This window comes from Aurantiacibacter odishensis (genome assembly GCF_003605195.1).
Taxonomy (GTDB): Bacteria; Pseudomonadota; Alphaproteobacteria; order Sphingomonadales; family Sphingomonadaceae; genus Alteraurantiacibacter; species Alteraurantiacibacter odishensis.
This window is the reverse complement of sequence record NZ_QYOS01000025.1, coordinates 88026-107870: the sequence shown is the minus strand read 5'-3', so window position 1 is coordinate 107870 and position 19845 is coordinate 88026. Positions and strand designations below refer to the sequence as shown.

Annotated in this window: 25 protein-coding genes; 19 read left to right on the top strand and 6 right to left on the bottom strand. The window is 64.1% G+C overall.

Annotated elements, in window-relative coordinates:
* Positions 1-63 precede the first annotated feature (63 nt).
* The 9 genes from D4Q51_RS12385 (at position 64) to D4Q51_RS12345 (ending at position 7806) form a co-directional block, all read left to right on the top strand.
* A complete protein-coding gene (locus tag D4Q51_RS12385) occupies positions 64-492 on the top strand; it encodes a Fur family transcriptional regulator (RefSeq protein WP_120078736.1) in 429 nt (142 codons plus the stop codon).
* Between the two features lie 11 nt (positions 493-503).
* Complete coding sequence (locus tag D4Q51_RS12380; RefSeq protein WP_120078084.1) at positions 504-1259, top strand: lysophospholipid acyltransferase family protein; 756 nt, start codon at positions 504-506, stop codon at positions 1257-1259.
* A gap of 48 nt (positions 1260-1307) precedes the next feature.
* Positions 1308-2651: a tRNA (N6-isopentenyl adenosine(37)-C2)-methylthiotransferase MiaB gene (gene miaB, locus D4Q51_RS12375; RefSeq protein ID WP_120078083.1), complete on the top strand. Its 1344-nt coding sequence runs from the start codon at positions 1308-1310 to the stop codon at positions 2649-2651.
* 130 nt (positions 2652-2781) lie between these two features.
* The gene (locus D4Q51_RS12370) at positions 2782-3840 is read left to right on the top strand and encodes a PhoH family protein (RefSeq protein ID WP_120078082.1); all 1059 of its coding nucleotides are present in this window, start codon (positions 2782-2784) and stop codon (positions 3838-3840) included.
* Between the two features lie 59 nt (positions 3841-3899).
* Positions 3900-4292, top strand: a complete 393-nt coding sequence (locus D4Q51_RS12365) for a hypothetical protein (protein WP_120078081.1) — start codon at positions 3900-3902, stop codon at positions 4290-4292.
* 3 nt (positions 4293-4295) lie between these two features.
* Positions 4296-4787 (top strand): rRNA maturation RNase YbeY, encoded by a 492-nt coding sequence (ybeY, locus tag D4Q51_RS12360; RefSeq protein WP_120078080.1) that lies wholly within the window; start codon positions 4296-4298, stop codon positions 4785-4787.
* A gap of 20 nt (positions 4788-4807) precedes the next feature.
* Entirely contained in the window at positions 4808-5758 is a 951-nt protein-coding gene (locus D4Q51_RS12355; protein WP_120078079.1) for a hemolysin family protein, read from the top strand.
* 120 nt (positions 5759-5878) lie between these two features.
* Positions 5879-6757, top strand: a complete 879-nt coding sequence (locus D4Q51_RS12350; RefSeq protein WP_120078078.1) for a LysR family transcriptional regulator — start codon at positions 5879-5881, stop codon at positions 6755-6757.
* 68 nt (positions 6758-6825) lie between these two features.
* Positions 6826-7806 carry a nuclear transport factor 2 family protein gene (locus D4Q51_RS12345; protein WP_120078077.1) on the top strand — a complete coding sequence of 327 codons (981 nt, stop codon included), beginning with the start codon at positions 6826-6828 and terminating at the stop codon, positions 7804-7806.
* A 62-nt stretch (positions 7807-7868) separates the two neighbouring features.
* On the opposite strand, the gene D4Q51_RS12340 is transcribed toward D4Q51_RS12345, so the two are convergent.
* Complete coding sequence (locus D4Q51_RS12340; RefSeq protein ID WP_120078076.1) at positions 7869-8333, bottom strand: peptidylprolyl isomerase; 465 nt, start codon at positions 8331-8333, stop codon at positions 7869-7871.
* Between the two features lie 115 nt (positions 8334-8448).
* Here D4Q51_RS12340 and mgtE point away from each other — a divergent pair, with 115 nt between their 5' ends.
* The 3 genes from mgtE (at position 8449) to D4Q51_RS12325 (ending at position 11203) form a co-directional block, all read left to right on the top strand.
* Positions 8449-9867: a magnesium transporter gene (gene mgtE, locus D4Q51_RS12335; protein ID WP_120078075.1), complete on the top strand. Its 1419-nt coding sequence runs from the start codon at positions 8449-8451 to the stop codon at positions 9865-9867.
* 124 nt (positions 9868-9991) lie between these two features.
* Positions 9992-10615 (top strand): class I SAM-dependent DNA methyltransferase, encoded by a 624-nt coding sequence (locus D4Q51_RS12330; protein ID WP_162925315.1) that lies wholly within the window; start codon positions 9992-9994, stop codon positions 10613-10615.
* 180 nt (positions 10616-10795) lie between these two features.
* Positions 10796-11203: a hypothetical protein gene (locus tag D4Q51_RS12325; protein WP_162925314.1), complete on the top strand. Its 408-nt coding sequence runs from the start codon at positions 10796-10798 to the stop codon at positions 11201-11203.
* Here the strand turns inward: D4Q51_RS12325 and D4Q51_RS12320 are convergent.
* Positions 11200-12135, bottom strand: a complete 936-nt coding sequence (locus tag D4Q51_RS12320; RefSeq protein WP_240624714.1) for a cyclase family protein — start codon at positions 12133-12135, stop codon at positions 11200-11202. The genes D4Q51_RS12325 and D4Q51_RS12320 overlap by 4 nt on opposite strands.
* 95 nt (positions 12136-12230) lie before the next feature.
* Here D4Q51_RS12320 and D4Q51_RS12315 point away from each other — a divergent pair, with 95 nt between their 5' ends.
* The 3 genes from D4Q51_RS12315 (at position 12231) to D4Q51_RS12305 (ending at position 13265) form a co-directional block, all read left to right on the top strand.
* Positions 12231-12620, top strand: coding sequence for a DUF1489 family protein (locus D4Q51_RS12315; RefSeq protein ID WP_120078072.1), 390 nt, complete (start codon positions 12231-12233; stop codon positions 12618-12620).
* A gap of 110 nt (positions 12621-12730) precedes the next feature.
* Positions 12731-12940 (top strand): hypothetical protein, encoded by a 210-nt coding sequence (locus tag D4Q51_RS12310; protein WP_120078071.1) that lies wholly within the window; start codon positions 12731-12733, stop codon positions 12938-12940.
* 76 nt (positions 12941-13016) lie between these two features.
* Entirely contained in the window at positions 13017-13265 is a 249-nt protein-coding gene (locus D4Q51_RS12305; RefSeq protein ID WP_120078070.1) for a hypothetical protein, read from the top strand.
* On the opposite strand, the gene D4Q51_RS12300 is transcribed toward D4Q51_RS12305, so the two are convergent.
* The 3 genes from D4Q51_RS12300 to D4Q51_RS12290 are packed head-to-tail and all read right to left on the bottom strand — an operon-like array spanning position 13266 to position 16184.
* Positions 13266-13946: a DsbA family oxidoreductase gene (locus D4Q51_RS12300; RefSeq protein WP_120078069.1), complete on the bottom strand. Its 681-nt coding sequence runs from the start codon at positions 13944-13946 to the stop codon at positions 13266-13268.
* Positions 13943-14824, bottom strand: coding sequence for an NAD(+) diphosphatase (gene nudC, locus D4Q51_RS12295; protein ID WP_240624713.1), 882 nt, complete (start codon positions 14822-14824; stop codon positions 13943-13945). The genes D4Q51_RS12300 and nudC overlap by 4 nt, the downstream gene beginning before the upstream one ends.
* Before the next feature lie 7 nt (positions 14825-14831).
* Positions 14832-16184: a serine hydrolase domain-containing protein gene (locus D4Q51_RS12290; RefSeq protein ID WP_120078067.1), complete on the bottom strand. Its 1353-nt coding sequence runs from the start codon at positions 16182-16184 to the stop codon at positions 14832-14834.
* A gap of 105 nt (positions 16185-16289) precedes the next feature.
* Here D4Q51_RS12290 and D4Q51_RS12285 point away from each other — a divergent pair, with 105 nt between their 5' ends.
* Positions 16290-16511, top strand: a complete 222-nt coding sequence (locus D4Q51_RS12285) for a hypothetical protein (RefSeq protein WP_120078066.1) — start codon at positions 16290-16292, stop codon at positions 16509-16511.
* A 113-nt stretch (positions 16512-16624) separates the two neighbouring features.
* Here the strand turns inward: D4Q51_RS12285 and mutY are convergent, their stop codons facing one another.
* On the bottom strand, positions 16625-17710 hold the full coding sequence (gene mutY / locus D4Q51_RS12280; RefSeq protein ID WP_120078065.1) for an A/G-specific adenine glycosylase: 1086 nt from the start codon (positions 17708-17710) through the stop codon (positions 16625-16627).
* Between mutY and D4Q51_RS12275 the strand changes: the two genes are divergently transcribed.
* The 3 genes from D4Q51_RS12275 (at position 17692) to D4Q51_RS12265 (ending at position 19830) form a co-directional block, all read left to right on the top strand.
* Complete coding sequence (locus tag D4Q51_RS12275; RefSeq protein ID WP_120078064.1) at positions 17692-18252, top strand: DUF721 domain-containing protein; 561 nt, start codon at positions 17692-17694, stop codon at positions 18250-18252. The two genes, mutY and D4Q51_RS12275, sit on opposite strands and share 19 nt — an antisense overlap.
* A complete protein-coding gene (locus D4Q51_RS12270) occupies positions 18249-18932 on the top strand; it encodes a DsbA family protein (RefSeq protein ID WP_120078063.1) in 684 nt (227 codons plus the stop codon). Before D4Q51_RS12275 ends, D4Q51_RS12270 begins: the two co-directional genes overlap by 4 nt.
* Before the next feature lie 139 nt (positions 18933-19071).
* Positions 19072-19830: a thioredoxin domain-containing protein gene (locus D4Q51_RS12265; protein WP_120078062.1), complete on the top strand. Its 759-nt coding sequence runs from the start codon at positions 19072-19074 to the stop codon at positions 19828-19830.
* Positions 19831-19845: the final 15 nt, after the last annotated feature.

Here is a 19845-nt window from a genome sequence, read left to right as displayed (position 1 = left end):
TTGAGTGAAACGCCCCGGGCCACTATGGCTACGGGGCGTTTTCATTTTTATGCGGGACCAGCCTTGCACCAGCAGATCGATCTTGAAGCCCTTTGTGCCGAACGTGGCCTGCGGATTACCGACCAGCGCCGCGTGATCGCCAAGGTCCTGTCGGAAAGCACCGACCACCCGGACGTGGAAAAGGTGCACGAACGCGCCAGCGCAGTCGATCCCAAGATCTCCATCGCCACCGTCTATCGCACCGTGCGCCTGTTCGAAGAGGCAGGCATCCTCGATCGCCACGATTTCGGCGATGGCCGCGCCCGCTACGAAGCCGCACCCGAAGCGCACCACGATCACCTGATCGACGTGGAAAGCGGCAAGGTCGTGGAGTTCGTCGATCCCGAACTGGAAGCCCTGCAGAAGCAGATTGCCGAGAAGCTGGGCTATCGCCTCGTGGATCACCGCATGGAGCTTTACGGCGTGCGGATCGACCGCGAAGACAAGAACTGAGGCGCCGCGCCATGGCACCCGCTGTGGCTCCTGCTGCGCCCGCGATTTCCCCCCTCGGCTGGCTGCTGATCGGCTTTCGCCTCGTGTTGATGCTGGTGCTGCTCGCCATCTGCGTGCCGCTGCATTACCTCTGGAAACTGCTGGGGCTGGACAGGTTCTGGCCCCGCATTTTTCTTGCCGGGATCGGCATGGTGGCAGGGCTGGACCTTCACCGCCATGGCCAGCGCCAGCGCGGCGCGCTCCTGCTGTCCAACCATGTCAGCTGGCTGGATATTCCCGCCCTCGCCCACGCCGCCAACAGCGCCTTCATCGCGCACGATGGGCTGGCGCAGTTCGGCCTGCTGAAATGGCTGTGCGACATGAACGAGACAGTCTTCATCGCCCGGCACAAGCGTTCCGACGTCGGCAACCAGGCCGAGCAGATCCGGCTGGCGATGGACCACGGCGGCACGCTGACGCTGTTTCCCGAGGGCACGACCAGCGACGGCACCGGCATCATCCCTTTCAAGTCCAGCCTGCTCGGCGCGCTGGAGCCCTTGCCGGAAGGCGCCGTCGTCCAGCCGGTCGCCCTCGTCTACGAAGACGTGCCGGAGGTAAGCTGGGTCGGCGAAGAGCCGGGACTCGACAATTTCAAGCGCATACTTGCCCGGCTGCGTCCGGTGCGACTGGACGTGCACTTCCTTCCGCCCGTCAGCGGCGAGGATCTTGCGAACCGCAAGACCATAACTGCTGCGGCCCAGTCCGCCATCGGCACGGTCGTGCGCTAGCGGCGGCGATTGAATGGCGGCGCTCTTTCGCCTAAGAGCGCGCCCATCATGAAAACCACGGATTCCCCCAGGACCTACAGGGTCAAGAGCTTCGGCTGCCAGATGAACGTCTACGATGGCGAGCGCATGGCCGAATTGCTGGAGGCGAAGGGCATCACGCCCGCGCCTGAAGGCGAGGCGGCGGACCTCGTGGTGCTCAACACCTGCCACATTCGCGAGAAGGCGACCGAGAAGGTCTACTCCGACATCGGCCGCCTGGTGAAGAGCGGCGCGGAGGCAGGCAAGGAGCCGATGATCGCTGTCGCCGGCTGCGTGGCGCAGGCCGAGGGCGAGGAAATCATGAAGCGCGCACCTGCCGTCGGCATGGTGGTCGGCCCGCAGGCCTATCACCGGCTGGGCGACATGCTGGACCGCGCAGTAAAGGGCGAACGCTCCACCGACACGGACATGCCGGAGGACGCGAAGTTTGCCGCGCTGCCGAAGCGCCGCAAGGTGTCTCCCACCGCGTTCCTGACGGTGCAGGAAGGGTGCGACAAGTTCTGCACCTATTGCGTGGTGCCCTATACTCGCGGTGCGGAAATTTCCCGTCCTTACAGCGAGCTGGTGGACGAGGCGGCAAAACTGGTTGATGCGGGCGCGCGGGAAATCACGCTGCTGGGCCAGAACGTGAATGCCTGGAGCGGCGAGGATGCCAAGGGCCACACGCTCGGCCTCGACGGGCTGATCCGCGAACTGGCGAAACTGCCGGATCTGAAGCGTATCCGCTACACCACCAGCCACCCCAACGACGTGACCGAGGGCCTCATCGCCGCGCACGGCGAGGTGGAGAAGCTGATGCCCTATCTGCACTTGCCGGTGCAAAGCGGCAGCGACCGGGTGCTGAAAGCGATGAACCGCTCGCACACCGCCGAAAGCTATCTCAAGCTGCTCGAACGCTTCCGCGCTGCGCGGCCCGATATCGCGCTGTCGGGTGATTTCATCGTCGGCTTCCCCGGCGAGACCGAAGCCGAATTCGAGGAAACGCTGAACATCGTCGATGCCGTTGGTTACGCCCAGGCCTTCAGTTTCAAGTATTCGCCCCGCCCCGGCACGCCTGCCGCCGGCATGGAAAACCATGTGGCGAAGGAAGTGATGGACGAGCGCCTGCAACGGCTGCAGGCACACCTCGGGCGCGACCAGTATGCCTTCAACAAGGCCAGCGTCGGCAAGACCTGCGACATCCTGATCGAGCGCAGGGGCCGCAGGCCGGGCCAGTGGCTGGGCAAGTCACCCTGGCTGCAATCGGTGTTCTTCGACAGCGAACTGCAGATCGGCGACACGGTGCGGGCGGAACTGGTCCATGCCGGACCAAGCTCGCTGCAAGGTCGCCTGCTGGAACAGGTCGCCGCATAATCTATTGTTGCGACCCCATTTGTTACGATTGGACGACTATCCACCGTCATGTTGACGCACCCCGCTTGCCACCGCGCGGGCGCGCCCTATCTTCGCAGGTAGCCAATCGAAAGGAATCGCCAAGACCCGCATGGCCCGCAAACCTCCCCGTGACGCCGGCGACCACGCCGCCACGATCGCCCACCCCGAAGAGCGACGCGACGCGTCGAGGCGTGCCAGAGTGGAGGTTTCTTTCGACGACCAGACCACGCTTGGCGCGCTGTTCGGGGAGTTCGACGCCAATCTGGTCCAGATCGAGAACCGCCTCGGCGTCTACATCGCCGCACGCGGCGATACGGTTTCCATCGAGGGGACCGAAGACGACGTCGCCCGCGCGCGCGACGTGCTTATCAAGCTGCACGAGAAGCTGCTGACCGGCGAGGATATCGATGCAGGCGCGATCGACGCGCTCATCACCATGGCGGACGAGCCGCTGCTAGACGGCATCGTGACGGGCAAGGCCAAAGGCCCGCCGATCATGATCCGCACCCGCAAGAAGACGATCACCCCGCGCAGCAACACGCAGGCCGATTACATGCGGCAGCTGAACAGCCGCGACATCATCTTCGCGCTCGGCCCTGCGGGCACCGGCAAGACCTACCTCGCCGTGGCGCAGGCGATCAGCCAGCTTATCACCGGCAGCGTGCAGCGCCTGATCCTCTCGCGTCCCGCCGTGGAAGCGGGGGAGAAGCTTGGCTTCCTGCCTGGCGACATGAAGGACAAGGTCGATCCCTACCTGCGCCCGCTCTACGATGCGCTCTACGATTGCATGCCGCCCGAACAGGTGGACCGGCGCATCGCATCGGGAGAGATCGAGATCGCGCCTATCGCTTTCATGCGCGGCCGCACGCTGGCCGATGCCTTCGTGATCCTGGACGAAGCGCAGAATACCACGCGCGAGCAGATGAAGATGTTCCTCACCCGCTTTGGCCAGAACAGCCGCATGGTGATCTGCGGCGACCCAAGACAGGTGGACATTCCCGGCGGCGACCGCATGAGCGGCCTTGCCGATGCCGTCACCCGCGTGGAAGGGCTGGAAGGCATCGGCGTGACCCGCTTCACCGCCGCCGACGTGGTGCGCCACCCCATCGTGGGCCGCATCGTGGAAGCCTACGAAGGCCCTGCCGATGGGCGCGGACACGCGGATTGAGCGGCATCCTGTCGCCAAGGCAAGCATCGAGTTGACTGAAGCATAAGGGGCGAACGCTGTTGGGTTGGCGACATTACCGCGAACAAGGGCGTCGCTGGCCGCTATACTGGTTTGGGATCAACGCTGCGCTCTATTGCATAGCCCTGCTTATCCTGACCTTCGTTTTTCTGGACGAAGAGCAATGGTTCGTCCGTCTTTCGATTCCGCTCACCATCATTGCAGCGCTCTATGCATGGCGTACCTGTGACGCCAAGGTCAGCAAGATTTGGCGGATTTCCTTCGCAATATTCGTTCTGCTGTGGTGGGCGTACTGTCTTATGCTGGTGTTTTGGCCCGATGGTGACACAATCCTATGTTACGACCGAATTCAACAAACTGCGTTCAGGGGGCCGCTGATAAACAAAGGCCCCGATCCTTCATGTGCAGGCATTCCAATGAGTGGGCTCGATTAGCAATTGAACCTTGAGATCGACATCGAACACTGGCCGGACGGCGACTGGCATGCCCTTACCCTGCGGGTGGCCGAAGCAGCGCAAGCGGTCGCGCCCGAGCTTGCAAATCCGCGACTGATCACGAGCCTGCTGTTCACTTCCGATGCCGAAATCCACGCGCTCAACCGCGAATGGCGCCAGCGCGACAAGCCTACCAACGTGCTCAGCTTTCCGATGCTGGAACGCAGCGATCTGATCCATCTCGATCCCGAGGAGCCATTCCCCGAAATGCTCGGTGATATAGCCCTCGCCCACGAGACCTGTGCGCGCGAGGCCGAGGCGAAGGGCATCGCTCTGGAAACCCATGCCGCGCACCTCATCCTGCATGGTCTGCTCCACCTCGCGGGCCACGATCACGAGATTTCGGACGCGGACGCCGACAAAATGGAACAACTGGAAGTGAAGGCGCTTGCACTTTTGGGGATAGCAGACCCATATAGCGCGGCCACATCCTGAACGGAGAAAGTAACAGGGCAATGCCCGATAGCGACAGACCTGACGATTCCCAAAACGGAGAATCGGAGAGTAGCAGCCCCTCAGGTACTGGGGGCGGCTTATGGAACGCGATCCGCGGACTGTTTGAAGAACAGGGCGACACCAGCCTGCGCGCGCAGCTGGAAGAGGCCATCGACGAGCACGAGGACGAAACTGCCAACGGTGGCGAGCAGCCTTCGAAGGGGGACTTGTCCTCCGTCGAGCTGACGATGCTGCGCAACCTGCTGCATTTCAGCGAGCACGATGCCGACGACGTGGCGATCCCGCGCAAGGAGATCATCGCGGTGGAAGCCACCGTGCCCTGGGAAGAGATGGTGGGTCTGTTTGCCGAGCACGGCATTTCCCGTATGCCCGTCTACCGCGACCAGCTGGACGACGTGATCGGCATGATGCACCTGAAGGACGTGTTCGCCGTTCTCGCCAGCGGCAAGGCCCCGCCGCCCGACTGGACCACGATGATGCGTCAGCCGCTCTACGTGCCGCAGGCGCGCGGCGCGCTGGACGTGCTGGCCGACATGCGCCAGCGCCGCGTACACCTTGCCATCGTGGTGGACGAGTTTTCCGGCACCGACGGGATCATCACGATCGAGGACCTGGTCGAGGAAATCGTCGGCGAGATCGAGGACGAGCACGACGAGGCCCCCATCGAGCAGGTGGTGGCCGTCGACGAAGGTGTGTGGGATGCCGATGCCAGCGTGGAACTGGACGACGTTGCCCAGGTTGTCGGCGATCCGGCGCTGGCCGAGGTCGAGGAAGCCGTCGACACGCTGGGCGGTCTTGCCTTCGTGCTGGCGGAGGAGGTGCCCCAGCCCGGCACCATCCTTACCCATCCGAGCGGATGGCGCATCGAGGTGACGGCTGGCGACGAGACCCACGTCACGCGCCTGCGGCTCCACAGCCCCGACCGGGAACGCGAGACAGAAGAGGCCTGAGACGCGAGCCTGGGGTCAAGTGCTTCGCACTGCACAGTTTTTGGGTGCAGTGCGGCAAAAAGCCGCTGCGGCTGCAAATTTGATCTCGACAGAGACCAGTTTTCCCTCGACATTGTGCGTATGCGTCGTCTTCCGCCCTTGCGCGCCCTGGAGGCTTTCATTCGCGTGGTGCGGCTAGGCTCGGCGCGTTCGGCGGCGACGGAACTGGGTCTCAGCCCGTCGGCCCTGTCGCGCCGGATCAGCAACCTGGAGAGCTTCACCGGGCGCAAGCTGTTCTCGCGTTCGGGGCAGACCATGCGACTGACGGACGAGGGGCGCGCGTTCTACGATGCCGTAGCCCCGCATCTGGAATCGTTGGCAGCCGCCGTCGAAACGCAGAGCGAGAACCTGCAATTGATGCGTCTGCGCCTCGGCGTGATGCCGCTGTTCGGGACGCAGCGACTGTTCCCCCGGCTGATAGAACTGCGCAAGGCGCACCCGCGCCTGCACCTCGATATCGACACCGGCCCGCACCTGATCGACCGCGTGGGCGACACGCTGGACGCGGCGATCACGCTGACGCACCGGCCAGATTCCTCGCTCTATTCGGTACAGCTCGATCACAACACGGTCCACGCCATCGCCAGCGCCCAACTTGTCGAGGAGATAGGAGAAAACCCCGGAATTGACGTGCTGTCGCAGCAAACATTCCTGCTCCACACCGACATGGTGATGAGCTTCGATGCGTGGAAAGCGGCGCTGGGGCTGGAAAAGCTGCAACCTGCCGCCATCGACCATTACGATTCGGGGCAGATCATCCTGGAGGCCGCGGCGCAGGGCATGGGCATCGCCATGATGCACGACGATCACCTCAACCGCATCAACGATCCGCGACTGGCGCGCATCTTCGACAAGCAGATCGAAAGTCCGTATTCGTACTGGTTTGTCTGCCGACCCGCCGATCTGGCAGCGCGGCCGGTACGGATCTTCCATGACTGGATCGTCAACGCAGGGCTATAATCTGGCCTCTAGCGTGAGGAGATGAAATCGGGCATCTTCGGGCAAAGTCAACAAGGGAGGACTGTCCGATGAAACTTGCAACCCTGCTTGCCGCCACCGCTGCCGTAACGCTTGCCACGCCTGCCGCCGCGCAGATGCGGGCGCTGAACGATCCGGTCGTGGCGCACCCCGATCCGGAAAGCCTGTTCACCAGCGACGACCCCGAACTGCACCGCAACAAGCAGGCGGCGCTGCACATCATGCGCGAACTGCTTCAGTGCAACCAGTGGGATCGCGCGGGCGAGTGGCTGACCGACCGTTATATCCAGCACAACCCGATGGCCGCTTCCGGCCTGGAGGGCGTGGTCTACTACTTCACCGAAGTCGCCAAGGTGGAACGCATCGACGATTGCGGCGAACTCACCAGCCCGATCGTGGACGTGGTGGCGGAGGACGATCTCGTCACGGTGCTGATCAAGCGCGAGATACCTTACGGCGACGATCCGGAGGATACCTACACCACCACCTGGTTCGACACCTGGCGCTTCGTAGACGGCAAGGCCGATGTCCACTGGGACCCGGCCACCCTGCCGCCCGCCCAAACTCAATCGGCACCGCCGCAATCCGCCGCTCCCGCCTCTCCGGAACAGGAACTGGCCGACCGCGCCGCGATCGAGGACCTGATGTGGCGCTACGTCCGCGCCACGGACACGCTCGATGCCGATGCCTATGCTTCGGTCTTCACCCCTGACGGCTCGTTCAACAACGTGGAAGGCCGCGACGCGCTGCGCGGAATGATCGCATCGCTGGAAGAAGGGAATGCCGGACGGTTCGCGCGCGGCGAGATGCCGGGAGCGGGCATGTACCACATCATGTCGAACCAGCGGATCGAGTTCGTCGATACCGATCACGCCCGCGTCCACTACTACTGGCAGACGCTGTTCGGCGGTGGTGCCGGAGTGGAACCCGCGCCGCGTGTGGCCGCCGTGGGCCGCGGCGTGGACGACGTGGTGCGCGTGGACGGCGAGTGGCTGATCCGGAGCCGCAACGTGGTGCCGACGGAGGGCTGATCGCCCCACCGCCACCTCACCACATAAAGAAAGGGGCGCCGCAGCGGGCGCCCCTTTTCACATCAGGCGACGGTGGCCTTGACGATCTTGCCCGGGTTGGCGGGCGGTTCGCCGGTCGGCAGCGCGTCGACATGCTCCATGCCGCTCTCGACCTCGCCCCAGACGGTGTACTGGTTGTCGAGGAAGCGGGCATCGTCGAACACGATGAAGAACTGCGAGTTGGCGCTGTTGGGATCCATCGTGCGGGCCATCGAGCACACGCCGCGCACGTGCGGCACGTTGCTGAATTCCTGCTTCAGGTCGGGCTTGTCCGAACCGCTCATGCCGGTGCCGGTGGGATCGCCGCCCTGCGCCATGAAGCCGGGGATCACGCGGTGGAACACCACGCCGTCATAGAAGCCTTCCTTCGCCAGCTCGGTGATGCGGGCCACGTGGTTGGGCGCAACGTCGCTGCGCAGCTTGATGACGACATCGCCGCCCTTCCCGTCTCCGCAATCGAGGGTGAAAGTCAGTTTCTCATCGGCCATTTACGTATCTCCTGTGATCGGGTTGCCCGCCGCCTAGATGATCGTGCGAGGAAAGTCACCACGCCCTTGAAGCCCCGCCTTGCTTTTGCGGCCATTGTGCATAGACCCCGCAGACATGGCCGAAACCGATCTCCACGAACATGACGCAGAGGCAGCCCAGCAGGGCGAAGGCGAGCAGTTCGACGAGGAGAATCGGCTGAAGCCCGAATTCGTTCGGCAGGTTCGCGAGAGCCTGCGGGACGATAACGAGGACAGTACCTACGACCTCGTAGAACCGCTTCACCCCGCCGACATCGCCGACCTGTTTGAACTGCTGGAGCGGGAGGATCGCCGCGAGCTGGCCGCCGCCATCACCGACCTGATGAGCAGCGAGGTGGTGGCCGAACTGAACGACTATGTCCGCGAGGACATGCTGGAAGACCTGCCGCCCGAAGCAGTGGCGGAGATCGTCGGCCAGCTCGACACCGACGATGCCGTCCAGCTGATCGAGGATCTCGACGAGGGCGACCAGCGCGCCATTCTTGCCGAAGTACAGGCTGAGGATCGCGCGGTCATCGAGACCGCCCTCGCCTACCCGGAAGAAACCGCCGGCCGCCTGATGCAGCGCGAGCTGATCGCGGTGCCCGATTCGATGACAGTGGGTGACCTGATCGATTACCTGCGTAGCGAGGAGAACCTGACCACAGAGTTCTGGGAAGTCTTCGTGGTCGATCACCGATTCCACCCGCTCGGCACCTGTCAGCTGTCGTGGATCCTGCGCACGCCCCGTTCCGTGAAGATCACCGACGTGATGAAGCGTGACCAGACGCTGATTCCTGTCGGCATGGACCAGGAAGAGGTGGCCCTGCGCTTCCAGAAATACGCGCTGATCTCCGCCGCCGTGGTCGACGAGAACGGGCGGCTGGTGGGCCAGCTGACGGTCGACGATATCGTCCACATCATTTCCGAGGAAGCGGGCGAGGATGCCCTGCTGATGAGCGGCGCGGGCGAAGGCGACATCAACGAGCCGCTGCGCGATGCCTACTCCGCGCGCGTGCGCTGGCTGGTGGCGAACCTCGGCACTGCCGTAGTGGCCAGCGCCATCATCGCCTATTTCGGAGCGGCGATCGAGCAACTGGTGGCGCTTGCCGTGCTGATGCCGATCGTCGCCAGCATCGGCGGCAATGCAGGCACGCAGACCATGGCCGTGACCGTACGCGCCATTGCCATGAACCAGCTGACCAAGTCGAATACGAGCAGGCTCGTGTTGCGCGAACTGAAAGTCGCGCTGATGAACGGCGCGACCATCGCGGTGCTGATCGGGCTGGCGACGGCGGCGATTTTCACCCCGCAACTGGGCGGCGTTATCGCGGCGGCCATGGTTATCAACATCATCGTATCGGGCATGGCCGGCGTGCTGGTGCCCGTCGCGTTCGAGCGGCTGGATCAGGACCCTGCCGTCGCCTCCAGCGTGTTCGTGACCATGATCACCGATTCCATGGGCTTCTTCGCTTTCCTCGGCCTTGCCGTCGCGAGCGGCCTCGTGTCGATGTAACTGTCCTCCCATGTGAAGGGGCCACTTCGAGGTATTTCGGAACATGGGCAAGGCCCGCCCATTCGAGTCCTAGTGCAACCTGCACTTTCACCCCGACACCATCATGGCGAACAGGGAAATCCACATGGCGAACAAGCACCTGGACAGGGTTTACCAAGCATCCGGCAATTCCGAGATGCGCGAGATCTATGACGAATGGGCGGAGCATTACGATGACGATGTTGTCGGCAACGGCTACCTCACGCCCAGCCGACTGGCAAAGACGCTGGCCCGCTTCGTCCCCGATCGCGACACCCCGATCCTCGACTACGGCTGCGGCACGGGTCTGTCCGGGCAGGCGCTGGCCGATGCCGGTTTCACCACCATCGACGGCGCGGACCTTTCTGAAGGAATGCTCAAGCGGGCGCGCGAGACGAACGTCTATCGCAAGCTGCAGCATGTCGATCCCGACAATTCGCTGAACGCGCAGCTTGGCGAATACCCCGTCTTCACCGCCGTCGGCGTCATCAGCAAGGGCGCAGCCCCGCCGTTCGTCTACGACGACCTGCTGGGCCTGATGCAACCCGGCGCGCTACTGGCGTTCTCGCTCAACGACCTCAGCCTGGAGGACCCGGACTATTCCAGCCTGGTGCCTGGCAGTGTCGAGGCCGGAAAGGTCAAGATCCTCTGCGAAGAATACGGCCCGCATCTGGCCAAGTACGGCGACAACAGCGGCTCCAGCGTGGTGGTTATCGAAAGGCTTGGTTAGCATCAAAGCTTCCCGTCTCGCTTGTTCGGGTGAGCCGTTAAGTATAAATGCTTTCTGTCCTTCGGGGGCGACTTCCTTCAGTTAGGAACCAGTCGCAATCCGGTTGATTATATCGACCGGAAACCACCCGGATCATGCGAACTGTAACAGCGGTCGTATTCCCTAGTCGGAGACCGCTGCTTGTATTCTTTTGAGTCGCTCGATCGATTGGAGAACGTATACCACCTGCTGGTATCCGCGACTCTTGCAGACACCCCGCCCGATCTCTTGGCGATCCTTGCACTGCGCCAACGTTTCGCCGCCGAGTTCAACACCCTGCTGCTCACTCTCGGCGAGGACCTGAACGCGCCAGCACAGGCCGCTCTGCATGACGAACTGCAGGATCGGCTCGGGACTCTGCGCATCAGGCTCATGTCCTACACACTCGATTGGCAACCCCGGCAGATCGAGGATGATCGCAAGGGCCATCGGCAGGCCGCTCAGGACACCGCAGACCTCGTGCGACAGTTCATTGCCGAAACGCGCGACAGGCTGGAGCGGGCTGCACAAAGCCGTCCTGCCCCAAGGGAAGACCGCGCGACCGGCTAGCGAATCGCAACCGGATTGATGATCGCCTGCACGCTGCCCTGCAGGCGCGGCGCGCCAAGCACGAAGAAGAACTCGTGCACGCCGTCTGCTGCCAATTCGCGGGTATCGACTGTTTCGAGGATGTAGATGCCGTTCTCGGCAATCAGCATCGCGTGGACGGGAAGGACGCGGCCTTCGGGATCGGGCGCGTTGGTTTCGCCGCCTGCCGAATCCGATCCCACGGCCACCACGCCCTGCTCCACCAGCCACGCCGCCGCATCGGCATTGATGCCGGGCGCCTGGTTGATGAACACGTCCGTCTCGTCGATCCGGTTCAGCCAGCCGGTGTGGATCAGCACCACGTCGCCCGCACGAACGGTGACGCCCTGCGCCTCCGCCGCGGCCTGCACATCGGCGGCGCTGAACGAATCCATCGGCTCGTTTATGTCCACGCCCTTGTAGGCCGCCATGTCGATCATCACGCCGCGCGTGGCGATGGCCGGGATGTTTTCCGCGCCGTAGCGGACCAGACCGTCCTCGCGCATGATTTCAGAGTTGGCGACACCGTTGTAGTGCACGCCGTCGAGCCCGATGTGGCCAAGCCCGTCGATCTGGGTGCCGATGCCGAGGTGGGTTTCCACCCGGTCATCGTGGCCGGTCACCTTGTTCGGCCCGTTCACGCCGAGGTCGAAGATTTCCATCGAATAGGTGCGATCGCCCCAGACCGGCGTTTCCGGCCCGCTGACCACGCCCAGCCGATAGACCTTGCCTTCGGTGACGAGGTCGGCCGCGTCGCGAACCATGGCGGTGGTGAGACCGGTGAGCGCGCCTGCGTCCGGATCGGTGTACAGCTGCTCCACCGTTTCCGCCGTTTCCGCCGTCTCGTGTTCCTCGGCCTGCGCGGTGCCCGCGATGAGTGCCATCGCCGCAGTTGCGGCTACCAGTTTACGCATAGAAATCCCCTCTCCTGATCCTTTGCCGCAGACTGCGACGGCGCGGGCCGCTATGCAAGTCTTGAGGCAGGCATCCGAGTGCCTATCTAGTCGCCATGCCCGCCCACCTGACCAAGATCGCTTTCGGCGCCGCGAGCTTTGCCGATATCGAAAGCTGGTATGCCGGGCGGCGCAGTCCCCATGTCACCACCCGCTATCGCCCCACCCGCTGGGAGGAGTGCATAGGCGGATCGCTGTTCTGGATTCACCAGCACAATATCGTCGCGCGCTCGAAGATCCTCGGCTTTTCGCAAACCGACAACGGTCGCTGGCTGATCGAGTTGGAGCCCAACCTCGTGCGCGTGATGCCGAGGCCCAAGCGCGCGCACCAGGGATGGCGATACCTGAAAGGAGAGCCACCACGCGATCTGGAAGAGGGCGAGGAGATCGGCGACGTGCTGCCCGGCAAGCTGGCTGGAAAACTCCAGCGGCTGGGTCTCATCTGATACATTTGCTTCGAAATCCGTAAGTTATCACGCCGCAACACCGTTGTGCATTGCAGCATAAATCGCCAACAGAAGGCGGAACAAAGTCTGTCGCAGGCGGTTCAACCGCCATGAAGAACTCGAAGGATTCGCGCTTGGATCAGAAATTGATGCGCCGGCTGCACGAAGCCTGTCGTCCGTCGTATTCCCAAAGCGCCTTTGCCTTGCGGGTAGAGGACAACGGCGATTACGTGGCGCAGGGAGCGCAAAAGGTGGTCAAGCATTCGACGCTGGGCGCTTCGATCAACTTCCTTACCCCAAAACGCCTGTCGCGAACCTGAGCCTTCCAATTCACTTTGGAAATCCGTTCGGAACATTGCCCCTCCCCATCCCGTTGATCGGGAAAGGAGACTGCAAATGCCAGAACGCCAAAGCCGCCACCCCGACAATGACCTGATCGACAGCATGCAGGACGGCGCCACGCCTTCGCAGGGCAGCCGGTCGGGCGGCGCAGTGAACACCCGCGTGGGGACGCGTGACGAGATCAATCGCGCCACCGATCCCGACAACCGGGAGCCCGAAGTGGGCAGCGACAATCCATCAGACGATGCGAAGAAGGGCCCCAAGACCCGCGCCGCCATCCAGGACGAGCGCAACGATTCGTAATTAGGCCGCCGCTTCCATCGAAGCGATTTTCAGCAGGGCGTTCGCGAACCCTTCCGGTTCCTGGGCGCCCTGCAGCATGTACTTGTGGTTGATGACGAAAGTCGGAACGGCGGAGATGCCGCCCGATACGCCGCGCTCTTCCTCTGCGCGCACGGCCAGTTCCAGCGCCTCGTCATCCAGTGCCTCACGCGCTGCCTTGCCATCGAGGCCCGCGTTCTCGCACAACGACACTAGAACGTCCCGGTCCGCCATGTTGCGGCGTTGCTGGAAGTGCGCGGCGAACATCGCCTCCTTCAATCTCGTCTGCTCTGCCGGACCATAGGCCGCCAGCGACCAGCGCAGCAGCTTGTGGCAGTCGAAGGTGTTCCACATCATCGCAGGCGGTTCCTCACCCTCCCCCTGCCACGAGATAGAAAAACCTACGCGCTCCGCCGCGCCTTCCAGTTCGGCGCGCATCGCGGCAATCTCGTCCTCGCTGCGGTTGTAGGTCTTGGCCAGGTGCTCGGCCTGCAACTTGCCCTCGGGCGGCATCTGCGGGTTGAGTTCGAAGGGCATCCACCGGATCGTCACCTCCACGTCGCTGCCCGCCAGCCGCACGCCCTCGGCAAAGCTGCGCCAGCCAACGAGGCACCACGGGCACATCACGTCGGACCAGATATCGACGATCATCGGATGGCTCATGCCATGTTCTCCAGCCAGTATTCGAACAGGTAATTCGCGATAGCCGTGCGCGGCGGCGGCAGGAAGCTTTGCGCATCCTTCGGGTTCGCCATGGCATCGGCCACATCCTCGCGGGTGAACCAGCGCGCGTCCTCGATCTCGGTCTCGTCGATGGTCAGATCGCGGCTGTCGGCGTAGGAGTGACAGCCGATCATCAGCTGGCTGGGGAACGGCCATGGCTGGCTGGCGATGTAGGACACGTCGCGCACGCGCACGCCTACCTCTTCCCAAACCTCGCGTTTTACGCCTTCCTCGATGCTCTCTCCCGGCTCGATGAAACCGGCAAGCGCGGAATAGCTGCGTTCCGGCCAGCCCTTCCCGCGCCCGACAAGCAGCGCGCCGTCGTGCTCCACCAGCATGATCGCGACCGGATCGACACGCGGGAAATGTTGCCCTTTGCAAGACTCGCAGTTGCGCTGCCAGCCGCCCTTGGCGATCTGCGTGCGTTCACCGCAGCGGGCGCAGAATCGGTGCCGCGCGTGCCAGTCCGCGATCGAGCGCGCGCCGCCGAACAGGGCCAGTTCCTCTGGCGGTAGTTGCATCAGCGCCATCATGGTCTCGCGCATGGTGACGGCCTGGCGCATATCACCCTCAGGCGGCACAGCGACGAAGAGCGGCGCCCCGGCGCGCAGGCCGAGATAGACCAGTTCCGCATCCTTGCTCACCCCCGAAAGATCGGTGGTCAGCAGAGCGTTGCCATCGAAACGGGGCATCACGCCATCGAGAGCCACTAGCCGCGCATCGTCCCTTGCACGAAGCTGCGCCAGTTGCGCAGGATCGGCGCGGGCGTGATCGTCGCGGTCGAGATCGTGACCGGTGAAAGCGAGCGGTGTGGTCAAATCAGCCTCAATCAACGGAACGGGGCAAGCTACGCGAAAGGGCGGCCATGTCATTCGCCACGGCCAGCGGGAAATCGCCCTGCACGTCGTAGGCGTCGGCGGGCATGTATTGCGTCATCAGCGTGTGGCGCAGGCCCCAGTTGGTGTTCACGAGGCCGACGGTGCCAGCCGCGCCGAACCACCCGAACAGTCCTGCCGCATCGTCCGTGCCGACAAGCCCGCCCGCGCCAAAGCCAAAGGTGCGTCCGTTCCGCTCGAACCTGCCGTTCACGGCCAGCGTGTTAGGGAACAGGTCCGACGTGGCGAGCGCCACTGCCGCTTCGCTGGCGACCTGCGTGCCCTCGATCACCCCGCGACCGGCAAGCATCTGCAGGAAACGGTCATAGTCGCGCGCGCTGGAGACTAGCCCCGCCCCGCCGAAGGGGAAGGCAGGTTCGTCGAGGTAGACCGAGCTTTGCGGCAGGTCGATCGGCACGGGTATGCCGCCCAGCAGGAAATAGTTGCCGGTAAAACGCTGCACGTCGTCGCGATCCACGCGGAAACCTGTGGATGTCATGCCGCAGGGCGTGAAGATGCGTTCTTGCAGGAAGCTGTCAAACGACTGTCCGCTCACCACCTCGATCACCCGGCCCAGCAGGTCAAGGCTGACCGAGTAGCTCCAGCGCGTGCCCGGCTGGTAGACCAACGGCAGTTCTGCAAGTCCGTCGGCAAAGTCCGCTAGCGAGCGAGCGGGCTGTCCGCCGAAAATCTCCTGCGCGATGGCCATGTTGCTGACCTTACCCGGCACGATGCCGTTGGCGCGATAGGCGGCGCTGATCGGCCCGCCCTGCACGATGGTATAGCCAAGGCCCGCCGTGTGGGTGAGCAGGTGGCGGATAGTGATGGGACGCGCCGCAGGCTCAAGATTGTCGCGCGTGATCGGGCCGTCGTACCGGCGCTGCACCTGCATATTGGCGAAGGCAGGCAATACGTCGGCCAGCGGCTGATCCAGTTCCAGCAGGCCATCGTCGATCAGCATGACTGTTGCCATGCCGGTGATCGGCTTCGTCATCGAATAGATGCGGAACAGCGTGTCCGCGTCCACCGCGCCGCGTCCGCCGAAGGTGCGCGTACCTGCGGCAATGGTATCTGCCTCGCCTTGGCCTAGGCCCATGCGCGCCACCATGCAGGCGACGATGTCGCGCTCGACATAGCCGTTCACGAAGTTGGCAACCGTGGGCCAGCGCGTGGCGGCCGCCTCGCGCGCGAACACCGGATCGGCGAAGGGCAGCGAGGCTGCGACAGCCCCCGCGCCGAGCATGGCGGAGGAGCGCAGCATCGTGCGGCGGGAAACGAACTGGGAGGGGGATTCGTGGAGCATGGGGCAAGCGACCTTCGGCAAGCGTGTAGCGTGGCGCAAGGCTTAGGCAGCGAAAATGGATGCTGCAACCTTGCACCCATCTGCTGTGTTACCTATCTATAACACATGCTGAACATCATCTCGATTCTCGTCGGACTGCTGTCCCTGCTCATCGTCATCCCCGCGCAGATCCCGCTGCTGGGCTGGGCCAACTGGATCGCCCTGCCCTTCATCGTGGTGGGCGTGGTGATCGGCCAGCTCTCCAGCAGCAATTCGGGCCGCAACTTCTGCCTGATCGTGCTGCTGATCGCAGCCGTGCGCCTGACGCTGGGCGGCGGGATTTTCTAAGCTCGTCTTGCGCTCACGCCTCCGCGTGAGCGTCCTCGCTAGATGCGCAGTGTTGCTGCGCCCGCTGCGGGGCGGCCGCGTGGCCTTGCGGTGTGCTACGCCCACCGATGCAGCTATTCCGTTTCCCGGCCCGCCAGAACCAACCGGACTGCTTTCAGGAAGAGTGTCGGCAATCCGGCATCGTCGATAGTGTCGACGGGCCACCACTCGCCCTCGCCATGCGGTGAAGGATCGTCGCCCGCGTGAACGGCCACGCCCAGTTCGATGTCGAAATGTGTGAAGCCATGGCGCACTACCCCTGCCGCTCTCCACGCGCCCGATACCGGGGCATCGCCCTCGCCGTCGCCGCGGGCGGACCAGCCATCGTCCGGCAGGGCGCGCATTCCGCCCAGCATTCCCGTGCCGGGGCGCTTCACCAGCCATACCCTGTCCTCCCGCTCGATCCAGAAAGCCGTCCCCGTGCGGCTGGGCTTGGCCTTCTTCTTCGCCTTCACCGGCAACTCCAGCGGATCGCCCTCCGCCCGCGCGCGGCAATCGGCATTGAGGGGGCATAGCAGACACCTCGCATCGCGGGCGGTGCAGATGGTGGCGCCAAGGTCCATCATGGCCTGCGCGAAATCTCCAGCGCGCTCCTCCGGCGTGATCGTATCGGTCGCTGCGCGGATCGCCGGGCGCGAGGCAGGCAGCGGCTCGCGAATGGCGAACAGGCGGGACACCACCCGCTCTACGTTGGCATCCACCACCACGGCGCGTTTTCCGAAGGCGATCGCCGCCACCGCCGCCGCGGTATAGGCGCCCAGCCCCGGCAGCTTGCGCAATTCGGCTTCGGTCTCGGGAAAGCCGCCGCGCGCTGCCACTTCCCTCGCGCATTTCACCAGGTTTCGCGCCCGCGAATAGTAACCAAGGCCCGCCCAGGCGGCCATTACGTCGTCCTCCGGCGCAGCGGCCAGCGCCTCCACCGTGGGCCAGGTCTCGGTGAATTTCGCGAAATAGGGCGCGACGGCGGCAACGGTCGTCTGTTGCAGCATCACTTCGGAGAGCCACACGCGATAGGGATCGGGCGCGGGAGAGCCGGGTGCGCTGCGCCACGGCAGGGCGCGGGCGTGGCTGTCGTACCAGGCCAAAAGCTTGTCTGAAACGGTGGCGGACACGCCTCGCCTATGGCATGGGAGCGCCAGCCATGGAACGCGACACACCATCGAAATCGGGGAAGACTGCAAGCAAGGCACCGAAGAAAGGCGCCAAGCCCTACCAGCGCCCGCGTGGCGGCCCGGCAAGGCCAGTGTCCGAACTGGTGCCGCAGATCGGCCGCGCGGCCTTTCGCCGCTACGGCTTCGTGCAATCGAGCGTCGTTACCCGCTGGCCGGAAATCGTGGGGGAGCACCACGCGAAGGTCTGCGCGCCCGAAAGCATCCGCTTCCCGCCCGGCGAAAAGAGCGAGGGCATCCTGCAACTCGTCGTGCTGCCCGCCCACGCGCCGCTGATCCAGCACGTGATCCCCGAAATCATGGAGCGGGTGAACCGCTTCTTCGGCTACCGCGCCGTGGCCAAGGTGAAGATGCGGCAAGGTGCGGTTAAGCCGCCTGCTGCTCAGGAGAAAAGAACCGCTCCGCCCTCGCTCAAGCCCATTCCGATGGAACTGGGAGACAGCTTGCGTGATATCGGCGACCCCGAACTGCGGGCGGTACTGGAATCACTCGCGCGCACGGTCGCGCAGAAGGAAGAGGACGAACAGGGATGATACGCTGGGCAGCCGCCGCGCTGGTGGCCATGGCCGTGCCGATGGCTCCGGCCACGGCTCAGAACTGGAATGCACAAGTTGTCGAGACGGAGCAGGGATACCGTGTCGGCGATCCCGATGCTCCGCTGCAGATCATCGAATTCATCAGCTACACCTGCCCCCACTGCGCCACTTTCGACAGGGAAGCGGAGCCGGAACTGCGCTATCACTACGTCCACGAAGGCTACGCAGCGGTGGAAGTGCGGCACATGATACGCAACCCGGTGGACCTTGCCGCTGCGCTGCTCACCGAATGCGGCGATCCGGCGCGCTTCTTCGATAACCACAAGGCCGTACTGGCAACGCAAGACGACTGGCTCGCCACGGCCCGCGGCCTCACCCAGGCGCAGACCGCGCGCTGGGCCAGCGGCACCGTGGGCAGCCGGATGCGCGCCATCGCATCGGACCTCGGCCTCGACGATCTGATGGAAGGCCGCGGCTACTCCGCCAGCGAAGTGTCCGCGTGCCTGAACGACGAGAACCGCGCCGCCGAAATCGCCGAGAAATCGGAAGCCAATGTTGCCGAATATTCCGTGCCGGGCACTCCCAGCTTCGTGCTAAACGGCACCCTGCTGGAAGGCGTGCACGCGTGGCAGCCGCTGCGCCAGGCGCTCGTCGCCGCGCGGCAGAATAACGAATAGGGCAGACCGAATAGGGGACAAGCCTGTGCAAAAGCGCCAATTTACGCATAGAGGCGCTTTCCAAACACCAACCATCCGGTTCTAAACTGCGCATTCGCCTGATTGGGCCGGCCAAGATCATGACGGGAAGATTATTGCCATGACCATTTCGCGCCGTATCGCTTTCGCCACCCTCGCTGCGCCGCTGGCGCTGGGCCTCGCCGCATGTGGCGACAGCGCGGAGGGCGAACTCACCTCCAGCGAGCCGATCGAGCAGATCGCCGCACCTGATGGCCAGGCGTGGACCGACATGGTGCAGGTGACGGACGCAGACGGCTACCTTATGGGCAACCCCGATGCGCCGCTCAAGCTCATCGAATACGGCTCGCTCACCTGCGGCGCCTGCGCCAATTTCGCGCAGACCGGAGCCGACACGCTGAAGGAGCAATACGTCTCCACCGGCGTCGTCTCGTTCGAACTGCGCAACCAGGTGCACAACGCTTTCGACCTGACGCTGGCGGCGCTGGTGCGCTGCTCCGCACCGGAAAGCTTCCATCCGCTGGCCGACCAGGTGTGGAAGAACTTCGACGGCGTGATGGGCCAGATGCAGGGCGCGCAGGCGCAGCTTGCCAACTTGGCTGACGTGCCGGACGAGCAGCGCTTCGTCGCCATTGCCGACGCTGCCGGTTTCCTCGATTTCTTCGCCGCCCGCGGCATCAGCCGTGATCAGGCCGCCGCCTGCCTCGCCGATACCGAAGAAGTGATGGCCATCGGCGAACGTTCGGAACAGCAGTCCGAGGAACTGGGCGTCGATGCCACCCCCACCTTCATCCTCAACGGCCGCGTTCTGGAAGAACGCAGCTGGGAAGACCTGGAAGCCGTGCTGCAGACCGCAGGCGCGCGCCCGGCAGAGGGATAAGGGGTAGCGGCGGGC

Coding starts and splice junctions, on each gene's coding strand:
- D4Q51_RS12330 (WP_162925315.1), top strand. CDS start 9,992: ATGGCGAACAAGCACCTGGACAGGGTTTACCAAGCATCCGGCAATTCC.
- D4Q51_RS12310 (WP_120078071.1), top strand. CDS start 12,731: ATGAAGAACTCGAAGGATTCGCGCTTGGATCAGAAATTGATGCGCCGG.
- D4Q51_RS12380 (WP_120078084.1), top strand. CDS start 504: ATGGCACCCGCTGTGGCTCCTGCTGCGCCCGCGATTTCCCCCCTCGGC.
- D4Q51_RS12345 (WP_120078077.1), top strand. CDS start 6,826: ATGAAACTTGCAACCCTGCTTGCCGCCACCGCTGCCGTAACGCTTGCC.
- D4Q51_RS12265 (WP_120078062.1), top strand. CDS start 19,072: ATGACCATTTCGCGCCGTATCGCTTTCGCCACCCTCGCTGCGCCGCTG.
- D4Q51_RS12340 (WP_120078076.1), bottom strand. CDS start 8,333: ATGGCCGATGAGAAACTGACTTTCACCCTCGATTGCGGAGACGGGAAG.
- mutY (WP_120078065.1), bottom strand. CDS start 17,710: ATGGTGTGTCGCGTTCCATGGCTGGCGCTCCCATGCCATAGGCGAGGC.
- D4Q51_RS12285 (WP_120078066.1), top strand. CDS start 16,290: ATGCTGAACATCATCTCGATTCTCGTCGGACTGCTGTCCCTGCTCATC.
- D4Q51_RS12275 (WP_120078064.1), top strand. CDS start 17,692: ATGGAACGCGACACACCATCGAAATCGGGGAAGACTGCAAGCAAGGCA.
- D4Q51_RS12320 (WP_240624714.1), bottom strand. CDS start 12,135: ATGCGTAAACTGGTAGCCGCAACTGCGGCGATGGCACTCATCGCGGGC.
- D4Q51_RS12350 (WP_120078078.1), top strand. CDS start 5,879: ATGCGTCGTCTTCCGCCCTTGCGCGCCCTGGAGGCTTTCATTCGCGTG.
- miaB (WP_120078083.1), top strand. CDS start 1,308: ATGAAAACCACGGATTCCCCCAGGACCTACAGGGTCAAGAGCTTCGGC.
- D4Q51_RS12305 (WP_120078070.1), top strand. CDS start 13,017: ATGCCAGAACGCCAAAGCCGCCACCCCGACAATGACCTGATCGACAGC.
- D4Q51_RS12290 (WP_120078067.1), bottom strand. CDS start 16,184: ATGCTCCACGAATCCCCCTCCCAGTTCGTTTCCCGCCGCACGATGCTG.
- D4Q51_RS12355 (WP_120078079.1), top strand. CDS start 4,808: ATGCCCGATAGCGACAGACCTGACGATTCCCAAAACGGAGAATCGGAG.
- D4Q51_RS12270 (WP_120078063.1), top strand. CDS start 18,249: ATGATACGCTGGGCAGCCGCCGCGCTGGTGGCCATGGCCGTGCCGATG.
- D4Q51_RS12300 (WP_120078069.1), bottom strand. CDS start 13,946: ATGAGCCATCCGATGATCGTCGATATCTGGTCCGACGTGATGTGCCCG.
- mgtE (WP_120078075.1), top strand. CDS start 8,449: ATGGCCGAAACCGATCTCCACGAACATGACGCAGAGGCAGCCCAGCAG.
- D4Q51_RS12370 (WP_120078082.1), top strand. CDS start 2,782: ATGGCCCGCAAACCTCCCCGTGACGCCGGCGACCACGCCGCCACGATC.
- D4Q51_RS12315 (WP_120078072.1), top strand. CDS start 12,231: ATGCCCGCCCACCTGACCAAGATCGCTTTCGGCGCCGCGAGCTTTGCC.